This window comes from Vibrio sp. 05-20-BW147 (assembly GCF_013369385.1).
In the GTDB taxonomy this organism is placed as follows: Bacteria; Pseudomonadota; Gammaproteobacteria; order Enterobacterales; family Vibrionaceae; genus Vibrio; species Vibrio floridensis.
Genome location: NZ_SZTO01000006.1, coordinates 68,344 through 81,153, shown reverse-complemented (window position 1 = coordinate 81,153; position 12,810 = coordinate 68,344). Strand labels below are relative to the sequence as shown.

14 protein-coding genes are annotated in these 12,810 nt (G+C 46.4%); 1 reads left to right on the top strand and 13 read right to left on the bottom strand.

The window, feature by feature from the left end; all coding sequences use genetic code 11:
* Positions 1-97: 97 nt before the first annotated feature.
* Positions 98-697, bottom strand: coding sequence for a YitT family protein (locus FC652_RS06710; protein WP_047108922.1), 600 nt, complete (start codon positions 695-697; stop codon positions 98-100).
* A gap of 344 nt (positions 698-1,041) precedes the next feature.
* On the opposite strand from FC652_RS06710, the gene glyA reads away from it, so the two are divergent.
* On the top strand, positions 1,042-2,292 hold the full coding sequence (glyA, locus tag FC652_RS06705; protein WP_176297982.1) for a serine hydroxymethyltransferase: 1,251 nt from the start codon (positions 1,042-1,044) through the stop codon (positions 2,290-2,292).
* A 132-nt stretch (positions 2,293-2,424) separates the two neighbouring features.
* Here the strand turns inward: glyA and FC652_RS06700 are convergent, their stop codons facing one another.
* From FC652_RS06700 to lptE, 12 genes are all read right to left on the bottom strand, one after another.
* The gene (locus FC652_RS06700; protein WP_176297981.1) at positions 2,425-2,760 is read right to left on the bottom strand and encodes a hypothetical protein; all 336 of its coding nucleotides are present in this window, start codon (positions 2,758-2,760) and stop codon (positions 2,425-2,427) included.
* A 198-nt stretch (positions 2,761-2,958) separates the two neighbouring features.
* Positions 2,959-3,924 (bottom strand): lipoyl synthase, encoded by a 966-nt coding sequence (gene lipA / locus FC652_RS06695; protein WP_011078392.1) that lies wholly within the window; start codon positions 3,922-3,924, stop codon positions 2,959-2,961.
* Positions 3,921-4,577 carry a lipoyl(octanoyl) transferase LipB gene (gene lipB / locus FC652_RS06690; RefSeq protein WP_176297980.1) on the bottom strand — a complete coding sequence of 219 codons (657 nt, stop codon included), beginning with the start codon at positions 4,575-4,577 and terminating at the stop codon, positions 3,921-3,923. Before lipB ends, lipA begins: the two co-directional genes overlap by 4 nt.
* Positions 4,578-4,755: 178 nt before the next feature.
* Positions 4,756-5,034: a DUF493 family protein YbeD gene (ybeD, locus tag FC652_RS06685; protein ID WP_176297979.1), complete on the bottom strand. Its 279-nt coding sequence runs from the start codon at positions 5,032-5,034 to the stop codon at positions 4,756-4,758.
* 122 nt (positions 5,035-5,156) lie between these two features.
* Entirely contained in the window at positions 5,157-6,338 is a 1,182-nt protein-coding gene (locus FC652_RS06680; protein WP_176297978.1) for a serine hydrolase, read from the bottom strand.
* Between the two features lie 92 nt (positions 6,339-6,430).
* On the bottom strand, positions 6,431-7,225 hold the full coding sequence (locus FC652_RS06675) for a septal ring lytic transglycosylase RlpA family protein (RefSeq protein ID WP_176297977.1): 795 nt from the start codon (positions 7,223-7,225) through the stop codon (positions 6,431-6,433).
* A complete protein-coding gene (rodA, locus tag FC652_RS06670) occupies positions 7,225-8,346 on the bottom strand; it encodes a rod shape-determining protein RodA (RefSeq protein ID WP_011078387.1) in 1,122 nt (373 codons plus the stop codon). Before rodA ends, FC652_RS06675 begins: the two co-directional genes overlap by 1 nt.
* Positions 8,346-10,238, bottom strand: coding sequence for a penicillin-binding protein 2 (gene mrdA, locus FC652_RS06665; protein ID WP_176297976.1), 1,893 nt, complete (start codon positions 10,236-10,238; stop codon positions 8,346-8,348). Before mrdA ends, rodA begins: the two co-directional genes overlap by 1 nt.
* A gap of 30 nt (positions 10,239-10,268) precedes the next feature.
* Positions 10,269-10,739, bottom strand: a complete 471-nt coding sequence (rlmH, locus tag FC652_RS06660) for a 23S rRNA (pseudouridine(1915)-N(3))-methyltransferase RlmH (RefSeq protein ID WP_011078385.1) — start codon at positions 10,737-10,739, stop codon at positions 10,269-10,271.
* A gap of 4 nt (positions 10,740-10,743) precedes the next feature.
* Positions 10,744-11,061 carry a ribosome silencing factor gene (gene rsfS / locus FC652_RS06655; protein ID WP_017420887.1) on the bottom strand — a complete coding sequence of 106 codons (318 nt, stop codon included), beginning with the start codon at positions 11,059-11,061 and terminating at the stop codon, positions 10,744-10,746.
* A 56-nt stretch (positions 11,062-11,117) separates the two neighbouring features.
* Positions 11,118-12,143 carry a DNA polymerase III subunit delta gene (gene holA / locus FC652_RS06650; RefSeq protein ID WP_176297975.1) on the bottom strand — a complete coding sequence of 342 codons (1,026 nt, stop codon included), beginning with the start codon at positions 12,141-12,143 and terminating at the stop codon, positions 11,118-11,120.
* Positions 12,144-12,145: 2 nt separating this feature from the next.
* Positions 12,146-12,676 (bottom strand): LPS assembly lipoprotein LptE, encoded by a 531-nt coding sequence (lptE, locus tag FC652_RS06645; RefSeq protein ID WP_176297974.1) that lies wholly within the window; start codon positions 12,674-12,676, stop codon positions 12,146-12,148.
* Between the last annotated feature and the right edge of the window lie 134 nt (positions 12,677-12,810).

Below are 12,810 nucleotides of genomic sequence, written 5' to 3'. Positions count from 1 at the left end.
TTTGTTGTTGGTTATAAAGAACGCTAACGGCACGCCCCTAATACGTTCAAAGGCTTTGGAAGTTCCAAAGCCTTTTTTTGTTGCAGGGTAAAACAGATTACTGATAACGAACCGAGTATCGATGCGGCTTATGATTCATCGCGAGTACTAAATTCAATGCAAAAGCGCCGAGAATTGACAGTACGATCGTGGTCGGGCTGACAAAGAAAAAGGAAGCAAATAGGATGGTTGCATCAATTGCCATCTGCGATTTGCCCACTGAAACACCAAACTTATCTTGGATGTAGAGGCAAAGCACGTTAAAGCCCCCCAAGCTGGAACGATGACGAAATAGGATAAGCATTCCGAGACCCATTAACAGCCCACCCGCAATCGCGCAGTAAACTTCATTGATATGCTCAACAGAGATTACTAAATATAGGTTATCGGCAAAAATCGAGACTAAACCACCAGAAATGGCACTATTAAAAGCAAAGCGACGGCCATAGCGTTTCCAAGCCAATAAATAGAAAGGGCAATTTGCCAAAAAATACAACATTCCAAAAGTGAATGGAGTAAACTGAGTCACTAATAGAGCAAGCCCAGTTGTCCCGCCCGTCAGTAGATTGGCTGATTGCAGAAAAAAGACGCCTTGGGCGACGAGGAAGGTGCCGGTCAATATGGCGATCCAGTCTTCTCTACGTGAGTGTTTTTCCATCAGTGGTTAAATTTCATTTGCGATTAAGGGCGTGCATAGTAGTAAAAAGCTGATCTTTTTGGTAGCTAGCGGGTTAAAATTAGGGTAAACCTATGTAATTGTTGTTTTACAGGTGTGAAACGCAAAATTGACACTTTAGATTGCATTTTCGCTTAAGGATAAAGCCAAGATGAAATCTTTCACATGTCATCATGAAGAAACTGCATAGAGAAAAGTGAATTTTCTCTTTATGACCTGGATCAAATTATGTAGAATGCGCGCCATTACGGTGACGAAAACGTTTGCGTTGGGTCATTAACCAGTTTTTTTGCAACTTTCAGTCAAATCTGAGTCAGGAGATACAGATGCTTAAGCGTGATATGAATATCGCTGATTACGATGCGGAGCTATTCGCAGCTATCCAGGAAGAAACTCTTCGCCAGGAAGAACACATCGAGCTGATCGCTTCAGAAAACTACACAAGTCCACGTGTAATGGAAGCTCAAGGCTCTCAGCTAACCAATAAGTATGCTGAAGGCTACCCAGGCAAGCGTTACTACGGTGGTTGTGAGTACGTTGATAAAGCGGAATCGCTCGCGATTGATCGTGCATGTAAACTGTTTGGTTGTGAGTACGCGAACGTTCAGCCACACTCTGGCTCTCAAGCTAACAGCGCGGTTTACATGGCACTGCTTAACCCAGGCGATACAGTTCTAGGTATGAGCCTAGCGCACGGTGGTCACCTGACTCACGGTTCTCCTGTAAACTTCTCTGGTAAGCACTACAACGTTATCCCTTACGGTATCGATGAAGCTGGCCAAATTAACTACGACGAGATGGAAGCACTTGCGCTAGAGCACAAACCTAAGATGATCATCGGTGGTTTCTCAGCTTACTCTCAAATCGTTGATTGGAAGCGCATGCGTGAAATCGCGGACAAAGTTGACGCTTACCTATTTGTCGATATGGCGCACGTTGCGGGTCTTATCGCAGCAGGTGAATACCCAACACCTGTGCCACACGCACACGTAGTAACGACAACGACGCACAAAACGCTAGCAGGTCCACGTGGTGGTCTTATCCTGTCAAACGCTGGCGAAGACATGTACAAGAAACTGAACTCAGCCGTTTTCCCTGGCGGTCAAGGTGGTCCTCTGATGCACGTTATCGCGGGTAAAGCAGTAGCGTTCAAAGAAGCGATGGAACCTGAGTTTAAAGCTTACCAAGCGCGCGTAGTGAAAAATGCAAAAGCGATGGTGGCTCAGTTCCAAGAGCGCGGTTACAAAATCGTATCTAACGGTACAGAAAACCACCTGTTCCTTGTTGACCTTATCGACAAAGACATTACGGGTAAAGATGCGGATGCGGCACTAGGCGCAGCAAACATCACGGTAAACAAGAACTCAGTACCAAACGACCCTCGTAGCCCATTTGTCACTTCGGGTATTCGTGTTGGTACGCCTGCGATCACTCGCCGTGGCTTTACTGAAGCGGACGCGAAAGAGCTAGCAAACTGGATGTGTGACGTACTAGACAACATCGGCAATGAAGCGGTTATCGAAGCGACGAAACAGAAAGTCCTAGAAATTTGTAAGCGTCTACCTGTTTACGCATAAGATTTTTGCTATTTGATCATCAAAAAGGCTTCCGGATGGAAGCCTTTTCATTTCTTATATTTCTTAGTCGAAACAGCAAATGGAATAAGAAAAGTCACCATTCAACCAAGAGTGTTTGAGTGGCGGTAGCTATTACTTGTCTTTAGAAATGCTTAATAGCGAACCTGATTTACATTGAAATGAGTAATAGCTGCTGGTTTCGCTAAACTTGCCTAAGCCTTCGCCATCACAGTAATCGATATTGATATCACGCATCACATTCAATGTCTCTTCACTGTTTAGCGCAAACTTCGCACCATCAGCGCATACGATGCGGACACGCCCATCTTTACTAACTGAGTAAAGTTTTACTTCGGTATTGCAGAGTTCAAAGGATGCTTCGCGGTAGTTATCTTGTGCAGTGTTTTGTTGGGCACAACCTGCCAAAAGAGCCGATGCGAATAGGGCGATAAAACCTAATTTGTTCATCTAATCAATCCTACTTTTTGAAAATTAAGAATGCCATACGCAATGCGATGGATATACGTTTGCATCAAGCCTATAGAATTGACCTATGGATGACAAGCAATTCATGTCCTGAAGGCAGGGTCGACAAAGATTTAAGACAAATAAAAAGCTGGTTATCAACACCAGCTTTTGTTTTTCGAGGCGAACTGTGATTTTGGCTTATTTGACTTCTAAGCCTTGCGCCTGCATATCGGCATGATAAGACGAACGTACAAATGGGCCACATGCGGCATGAGTGAAACCAAGTTCCAGCGCAATCTCTTTGAGCTCATCAAATTCTGCTGGTGGAACGTAACGCTCTACTGGAAGATGGTGGCGACTTGGCGCAAGGTATTGGCCGAGTGTCAGCATGGTTACACCATGCGCACGAAGATCTTTGAGCACTTCAACGATCTCTTCTTTGGTTTCACCTAAGCCCATCATAAGACCCGATTTGGTTGGGACGTCAGGATGTTGCTCTTTGAATTTCTTCAGAAGATCCAATGACCATTGGTAGTTTGCCCCTGGACGTACCTTACGGTACAGGCGTGGTGCCGTTTCCAAGTTGTGGTTGAACACGTCTGGCGGGTTATCTTTTAGTGCTTCTAGCGCCACATCCATACGACCACGGAAGTCAGGAACCAATGTTTCGATACGAATATGTGGGCTTTGAGCGCGAATTTCGCGGTTACAATCGGCAAAATGTTTTGCCCCTCCATCACGCAGATCGTCACGGTCCACAGAAGTAATCACCACGTACTTGAGCTTCATGTCGGCAATGGTTTTTGCTAGCTTAGTCGGTTCTTCCGCTTCCGGTGGAAGTGGTCGGCCATGGGCAACATCACAGAATGGGCAACGGCGAGTACAGATAGCACCTAGAATCATAAAGGTTGCCGTACCGTGGTTAAAGCACTCCGCCAAGTTTGGACAAGAAGCCTCTTCGCAAACCGAGTGCAGATTATTTTTACGCATAGCGGATTTAATATCTTGAATGCGTTGGCTATCTGCAGGCAACTTGATCTTCATCCAATCAGGCTTGCGTAGGACCTCTTTTTGCTCTGTCGGCATGTTCTTGACGGGAATCAGAGCCATTTTGTCGGCGTCACGGTATTTAACGCCTTTTTCCATCTGGATTGGTTTACTCATGCTTCTCTTACTTCTGCTTCTGTGCTGAATTCAACTTGCTCATAACCAAGCAAATTTACCAGTTCTTTGACTAATTGTTGCTCTACGAGAGCGATGTCCGTGGGGCCACCAAGCTCACTCACCTGAACCATCTCCATGCCTTGATAACCACATGGGTTAATTCTCAAGAAAGGGGAAAGGTCCATATTTACGTTGAGTGCGAGCCCGTGGAAAGAGCATCCTTTACGGATGCGCAGACCTAACGAACATATCTTGCTACCCTCGACGTAAACGCCGGGTGCGTCCGGTCTGGCTGCGGAGTCGATATTGTATGCTTTAAGCGTATTGATTACGAGGTTCTCTATCGTCGTGACGAGATCTCGCACACCCAATTTTTTGCGACGTAGGTTGATGAGGAAGTAAGCTACCAGTTGACCGGGTCCATGATAAGTCACTTGCCCTCCACGATCGCTTTGCACAACAGGAATATCACCGGTATTGAGTAGGTGTTCTGCTTTACCCGCTTGGCCTTGGGTAAAAACGGGGTTGTGTTCAACCAACCACACTTCATCCGGTGTTTCCTCGTTGCGTGTATCAGTAAATTCATGCATTGCTTGCCATACTGGCAGGTAATCTCGACGGCCAAGTCGTTTTACAACTAATTGGTTTTGCATGATATTTCCTGTTATCGCTTAGTAAAGTTTTTGCATTATAAACCTGTTCACGGTTGGGAACTATATTTGTTTCACAACTATTTAACGCGTTGGGTCGTGCTTAGGTTTTTATCTATCTGATAAATATAAAGAAAGCAGCCATAAGCTGCTTTCAAAAAAAATTTAATTTATCAAAAAATTATAGAACCATGCGTACAATGTCAATTTCGCCGAGCTCTTTATACAGCGTTTCAACCTGCTCGATAGAGGTGGCAGTGATGTTGATAGAAACCGAGTGGTAGTTTCCTTTGGCACTTGGTTTGACCGCTGGGCTGTAGTCTCCAGGAGCATGGCGCTGAATGACTGCCAGCACTTTCTCTGGTAGTTCAGGTTTTGCGTAACCCATCACCTTGTATGTAAATGAACAAGGGAACTCAAGAAGATCTTTCAGTTTGGCATCAGAGTTGATGTTGAGCATTGAGGATAACTCCAGTTAGATATTCGGTTATGCGGGGCGCAATAGTAACGTCTGTTTTATGCGAACTCAAGTACAACAAAGCCGCCGAATCGGCGGCTTTGGGCTAACAGTCTGTTTTGAAATTAGAACAGGCTCTTAAATAGCAGTACGAGGTAATCCCAAAGACGGCTGAATAGGCTGCCTTCATCAACAGATTCAAGAGCCAGTAGTGGGTACTGCGCTACATCTTCACCATCGACTTGGTAGTAAAGTTTGCCTACCACATCGCCTTTCTTAATTGGTGCTTGAAGCTCTTTTTCAAGTACAAAGCTGGCGGTGAGGTTTTTCGCTTGACCACGAGGTAGTGTGACGTAAGTGTCTTCGTTAACACCCAGTGCTAGGGTGTCTTTGTTACCCATCCAGATTTTTTCTTCGACGAAGGTTTCTCCGGCTTTGTGTGGCGCAACGGTTTCGAAGAAGCGGAAGCCGTAACTCAGAAGTTTCTTACTTTCTGATTTGCGTGCGTTCATGTCTTTGGTGCCCATGACGACAGCGATAAGGCGCATCTTACCTTCAGTGGCAGAACTTACTAGGCTGTAACCTGCATTACTGGTGTGGCCCGTTTTGATGCCATCCACATTCATGCTTTTATCCCACAGTAGACCGTTACGGTTGTACTGAGTAATGCCGTTGTAAGTAAATTTTTGCTCTGAGTAGATACGGTATTCATCCGGCACATCACGGATCAATGCTTGGCCAAGGAGCGCCATGTCGTACGGCGTTGAGTATAGGTTGGCGTTATCCAAACCATGTACGTTGGCAAAATGCGTGTTGGTCATGCCGATAGAACTGGCCCATGCGTTCATGAGATCAACAAACGCATCTTCTGACCCCGCAATATGTTCAGCCATGGCCACACAGGCGTCGTTACCTGACTGAACGATAATACCGCGGTTAAGATCTTTCACTTTTACCGTGGTGCCCACTTCGATAAACATCTTTGAAGAGTCTGGAAAATTTTTTGCCCACGCATTCTTACTAATTACAACGTCATCTTCTAGGCTGATGTTACCGCGCTCTAACTCTTGGCCGATCACGTAGCTGGTCATCATTTTGGTCAAGCTGGCTGGAGAGAGCTTAGTGTTCATCTCTTTCTCTGCCAATACTTTGCCTGAATGGTAGTCCATTAGAACAAAACCTTTAGCTGCGATTTGTGGCGCGTCAGGCACCACAACTGGAGCAGCAGAAACTGAGTAAGCCAGCGTTGCAGAAAGTGCAAGGGAAGAAACGAGAGTGGATTTCACAATTTTTGTTGTTTTGTTCATGGTAATTCAATTTTTTTGGTTAATTGTCCATATCTTAACAGATTCGCACTGTAAGTCAGAGCGTCTAACACTAGAAAGTGTCATGTCAGTTGTCAACGAGTGATGGCTCGCTTTCTGATGAAGGCGCTTTCATGACCTGCCAACTTAACTTGATCTAAGATCTGTTGCGTCAGCGTAAAGTCAGTAAATGGCCCCAACATGAGACGATGCGTATCGTCGGTGCTTTCTAAGAAAGAGTCTACATTCAGGTTTTGACCAAGATCTTGTCCTAAAGTTCTCGCTCGTTCAGCAGATTTTGAACTTAATACTTGAATGAGATATTTGGGATGATTTTCCAGCGCTTTGGCATCGGTTGGCGGTTCAAAGTTCAATACTTCAATTTCCACATTGGCGGTGCCCGTTTTTAGTACATCCAATTTGTAAGCGGCGGCGTAGCTCAGGTCAATGATACGTCCTTCGTGGAAAGGACCCCGATCGTTCACCCGCACAATGGTGCTTTTGCCATTGTCTTTGTTGGTCACCTTCACGTAACTTGGCAATGGCAAGGTTTTATGTGCTGCGGTCATCGAGTACATATCGTAGATTTCACCATTCGAGGTGAGATGGCCTTGGAATTTTTTACCGTACCAAGAGGCAATGCCAGACTCTTTAAACCCTTTTACATCGCGCACAATTTTGTAGTCTTGGCCGCGCAAAGTGTAATCTTTGTTTCCACCTAAGCTGTATGGCTCATAACGTGGGTGGGCATCTTCGATATGCTCGACGGAAATCGGTTGGTCAGGAGCAACATCTGACTCTAGGCTATAGCGCCCCTCAGGTTTAGAGCTACAGCCCGCTAAAAGCGACGCGCCGCAAAGTAAACTGAAGATAACAATGGATTTATTCATTAATTTGCCTTTGAGAATGCTTTACGGTGAGTATGGATAGACATCAGAATACCGAAGCCCGCCATCAAGGTCACCATGGAAGTACCGCCATAACTGATGAGTGGCAGTGGTACCCCCACAACGGGCAAGATACCGCTGACCATGCCAATGTTAACAAAGATGTAAACGAAAAAGCTCAACACAACACTGCCTGCCATCATACGGCCAAACGCCGTTTGTGCTTGAGATGCTAAGTAAAGCCCACGACCGATGATGAATAGGTACAGCGAAAGCAGCAGTAAGAAGCCAATCATGCCCCATTCTTCGGCGATCACTGCAAAGATGAAGTCGGTATGTCGTTCAGGAAGAAATTCGAGTTGAGACTGTGTCCCTTGCAGCCAGCCCTTACCAGATATGCCGCCAGAACCGATGGCGATTTTACTCTGAATAATATGATAGCCCGCACCAAGAGGATCTGACTCAGGATTAAAAAGGGTTCTGACACGCACTTTCTGATACTCGCGCATCAAGAAGAACCACAAAATTGGGATAAATGCGGCTAACGCCACCGCTGCCGCACCAATAATGCGCCAGCTGATCCCCGCTAAGAAGATAACGAAAATACCCGAGGCCGCAATCAGAATCGAAGTGCCGAGGTCAGGTTGTTTAGCGATCAAAATGGTCGGAATGAACACCATCACCAATGCGATACACAAGGTTTGGAAGGTGGGAGGCAGCGGCCGTTTACCAATGAAGCGCGCCACCATTAATGGTACCGCCAGTTTAAGCAGCTCTGAGGGCTGAAAGCGGACGAAACCAAGATTCAACCAGCGTTGAGCTCCTTTTGACGCTTCACCGAAAAAGAGTACGCCAAGAAGAAGGATTACGCCGCCAACAAACATTAAAGGGGCTAACGATTCGTAAGTGCGTGGTGAAATTTGCGCTAACACGAGCATCACCACGATAGAGAGTGCCATGCGCATTGCTTGGCGATCCATCATCGCCAAGCTTTGCCCGCTGGCACTGTACATCACAACTAAGCCAAACCCCATCAGGGCCAAAATGCCTAGAAGAAGTGGCAGGTCGATATGAAATCGCTCAAACAGAGCGCGATTCTTTCCGGTTGCTGGATCGAGTTTCATCAGTGTTTGACCTCGTCACTGTCTTTATCGAGTAACACTTTATCAAAAATACGTCTTGCGACAGGAGCACCATTGGAGGAGCCGCCGCCCGCGTTTTCTAACACTATAGTGACGATGATTTTAGGATCGTCAAATGGCGCAAAGCCAGTAAAGAGAGCGTGGTCGCGTAAGTGCTCGGCCAGCTCATCGGCGTTATATTCTTGGTCTTCTGCCAAGCCAAAAACCTGCGCTGTGCCTGATTTACCTGCGGTCATGTAAGGCATACCGGTAAATGAGCGTCGCGCGGTGCCTTTCTTGCCATGGTTAACCAAGCGCATCCCTTCTTTGGCGAGGTTCCAGTATTTGTCTGGTACGTTTTGAATGGGGGGATAAGTGACGTAATCAGAGAGCTTTCGGCTGTCAAACGCTTCACCGTTTTCAATCGTGGCACGCAATAAGTGCGGTGCGGTCACGTTTCCTTCGTTAACTAATACAGAAGTGGCTTTCGCAAGTTGCATTGGTGTTGCTGTCCAGTAACCTTGGCCAATACCAACGGGAATGGTGTCGCCTTTGTACCAAGGTGTTTTATGACGAGACATTTTCCAATCGCGTGTTGGCATGTTGGCTTTGCTTTCTTCAAATATATCGATGCCGGTGTAGTCACCAAAACCAAACATACTCATCCAATTGGAAAGACGATCAATGCCTAAGTCGTAAGCGATTTGGTAGAAAAAGGTATCAACCGATTCTTCAATGGATTGCACCAAGTTCACTCGACCATGTCCCCAACGCAGCCAGTCACGGAAGGGACGTGTATCGGAGTTGGGGATGCGCCAATAACCAGGATCGTTTCTGGTTGTGTTGGGTGTTACCACACCTTCTTGCAATGCAGAGACGGCGATAAAGGGTTTGACGGTCGAAGCGGGGGGGTAAATCCCCAGCGTCGAACGGTTTACCAACGGGCGGTTTTTGTCGTTAAGAAGATCGCTGTAACCTTTGCCTGAAATGCCGTGGACGAACGCATTGGGGTCATAACTTGGGCTCGATACCATGGCCAAAATGCCATTGTCTTTCGGATCCAGAACGATCGCACTGCCTCGTCTACCGTCGAGCAACTGATGAACATAGGTTTGCAGTTTGATATCAATGTTCAACACAATATCTTTGCCAGGCAGTGGCGGAACAAATTTGAGGGTGCGGATGACTCGCCCACGGCTGTTGACCTCGACTTCTTGGTAGCCAGCCGTTCCGTGGAGCATGTCTTCGTAAAACTTCTCAATGCCAAGCTTGCCGATGTCGCGTGTTGCTTGATAGTTGGCTTCTTTACCTTCATCACTCAGCCGTTGCATGTCTCGGTCGTTGATGCGTGATACGTAGCCAATCACATGAGTGAGAATTTCGCCATAAGGGTAGTAGCGCTTCAATGTGCCAGACACTTCAACGCCAGGAAAACGGTATTGATTCACGGAGAATACCGCGACTTGTTTTTCTGTAAGTTGACTGAGAATCGGGACCGATTTGAAGCGACGCGTGCGTTTTCGCTCGCGATGGAAACGTTCGATTTGTTCTGGCGTGATTTCAAACAGGGTTTGCAACTGAGTAATCGTGGCATCCATGTTTTTGACTTTTTCCGGTGTGATTTCCAAGTCAAAAACCGGTCTGTTTTCCGCTAATAAAACGCCGTTGCGATCATAAATCAAGCCACGATTGGGTGCGATGGGCACCACTTTAATGCGGTTGTCATTCGAGCGGGTTTTGTAATCTTGATACTGGTTGACCTGAATGTTGTATAGGTTGGTCACCAGTACGCCCATTAAGGCGACGATACCGAAAAACGCCACCAGAGCACGATTGGCAAACAACCGTGCTTCGGCTTGGTAATCTCGTATCGTGGTTCGGCGTTTTCTCATCATTAACGCAGCGTCTCACTCATTGGGCTGAACTTATTCTCGATGATAAGGGTGATTCGTGGTGATACTCCACGCACGATATAAACTCTCGGCCATCACAATACGCACTAACGGGTGAGGTAAGGTGAGCGCTGAAAGAGACCAACTTTGCTCAGCAGCGGCTTTGCATGCGGGTGCTAATCCTTCTGGGCCACCAATCAAGATCGAGACATCTCGACCATCCAGTTTCCACGCTTCAAGCTGTTGTGCCAACTCTGGGGTATCCCACTTCTTTCCAGGGATATCGAGTGTGACAATGCGATTGCCTTTGGGAATGGCGGCTAACATCGCTTCGCCTTCTTTTTGTAAAATGCGGGCGATATCTGCGTTTTTGCCTCGTTTACCCGCCGTGATCTCAATGAGCTCTAGTGGCATATCGTGTGGGAAACGACGGCGATATTCTTGAAAACCTTCTTCAACCCACTTTGGCATTTTTGTACCAACGGCGATCAACTGAATTTTCAAACCATTAACCCCAAAGTTTTTCGAGTTGGTATAGCTGGCGGTGTTCTTCTTGCATTACGTGTAGCATCGCATCACCCATATCCAGCACGACCCATTCGCCTTCGTTTTCACCTTCCATGCCTAATGGCTGAAGGCCTACTTTTTTTACTTCATCAGCGACGTGATCAGCAATCGATGCAACATGACGTTTCGATGTGCCAGTGCAGATGATCATATAATCCGTCACGCTGGATTTGTCTTCCACGTTCAGAATTACGATGTTTTCTGCTTTCATATCGTCGGCTTTATCAGCCAAAAAGTCTTTTAGTTCTTCGCGAAGCACGAATATTTCCTCGGTGTTGTTCTCTGTTTTACATGCGCGCGCAATATAGCACGCTTTTAACTTTTAAAAGCTAACTCTACGTCAGGGAGAGACATCTCGACGCTTAATTGCTGCAGAATTGGCCATACTGGTTGCTCATACTGGGTTTTCGCCAGAATTTCTGCCTTGGCAAGCAATGTGAGCAGTTGTCTCAGCTTAGTGCTCTTGAGTCGAGTTAAAGCCGCAGTGTAGAGCGGTTTCTTGTTTTGCCAAATTCGGTGCTTTTCGAACACTTGCATCATAGAGCTTTGCTGCAGTTGTTGCTGCATTTGTAAAAGCAATAGCAGTTCTTTTTGCAATGAACGCAACAAAATAATCGCTTCAATATCTTCTGCTTCAAGTTGACGCAAGATTTTTTGGCAGCGGTTGGCTTTCCCTTCCAATAGTGCGTCAATCCAGTGAAAAACAGTAAAGTGATTATGTCGGCTGAGGGATTCCTCCAAGCGAATCAAGTTGAGCTCGCCGTCTGGATAGAGCAGTGCCAGTTTCTCAAGACTTTGAGAAAGGGCAAACAGATTGCCTTCATGCCATTGCGCGAGCATTTGTACCGCTTGTTGGTCTGGTTTTAAATTCAGTTGACGGCAGCGATTTAATACAAACTGTGGCAGGCGTTGATTATCGGGTGTTAGACAACTGATCCAGTGGCCTTGCTGGCTCAATGTTTTGAACCATTTGGCGTTTTCTTGCGCTTTGGTGAGTTTGCTACCAATGATAACTAACATAATATCGGTATGCAGCATCTGAGCGACAGAAAGCAGCTCATTGGCGATAGATGCATTGACGCCGCTTTCTGGCAGTTCAAGTTCAATCAGTTGTCGGCTGGAAAACAGACTCAGAGCTTGGCAACAGTCGTAAACCTCATTCCAGTTCAAGCTTGTATCAACGGCAAAGCGATGACGCTCTTCGAAACCTTGTTGAAAGGCCGCTTTTTGGATCGCGGTTCGGCTTTCTTGTATTAACAAGGGCTCGTTGCCAAAGATTAAGTAAACGGGTTTTAGGTCTTTCGTCAGTTGCTGAGCAAGGTTATCGGCAAAAATTCGCATAATTACTGATTAGCCGATGGTTGGTCTTCATTCTCGTATTCTGCGCGCAGACGCCCCATCTGGCGCATCATTTGACTGGCCGCTTGTTTGCGCATTTCATCTTCGATCACTTCACGTTCCACCGACTTAGCCAGTGCGGTAAGTGGGTTATCAAGGTAGTTGCGATTGACGCGAGTTTTAAAGTCTTTGCTGCCCAAGTCTGGCACGGTAACGCGGTAGTTCACCACATACGTCAGCTCTTTTTCCGCTGCGCGGCTGTTTTGATAGAGCGATAACGTACGCTCTTCAATGCTCTCGCCAATCAAATATAGGTTTGGAACCGTTTCGGCTGGAGCGACGAGATTGACTTTATTTAAAAGCAGTTGTGAGCGGACTGCGCGTGCTAACGGGCTGTATTCATCATAACTGGTAAAAGAGAGCGTACTCAGCTCTTCTGGAACAGAGTATTCACCTCGGAGATGGAAACCACATGCCGATAGTATGGTGGAGAAGGCGAGAATGAACGAGATTTTAAACACAGACGTAAAACGCATGGAGATGCTCTTCTTTATTTACAAAAGTCGGTTAGTAATGGCCCGATGATTAGACTTATCTAAAACCACGGACAAGCCATGATTTTAGATAAGTAGGGTAAAATGCTTACCCCTACTTGGACCCAAATGAGGCG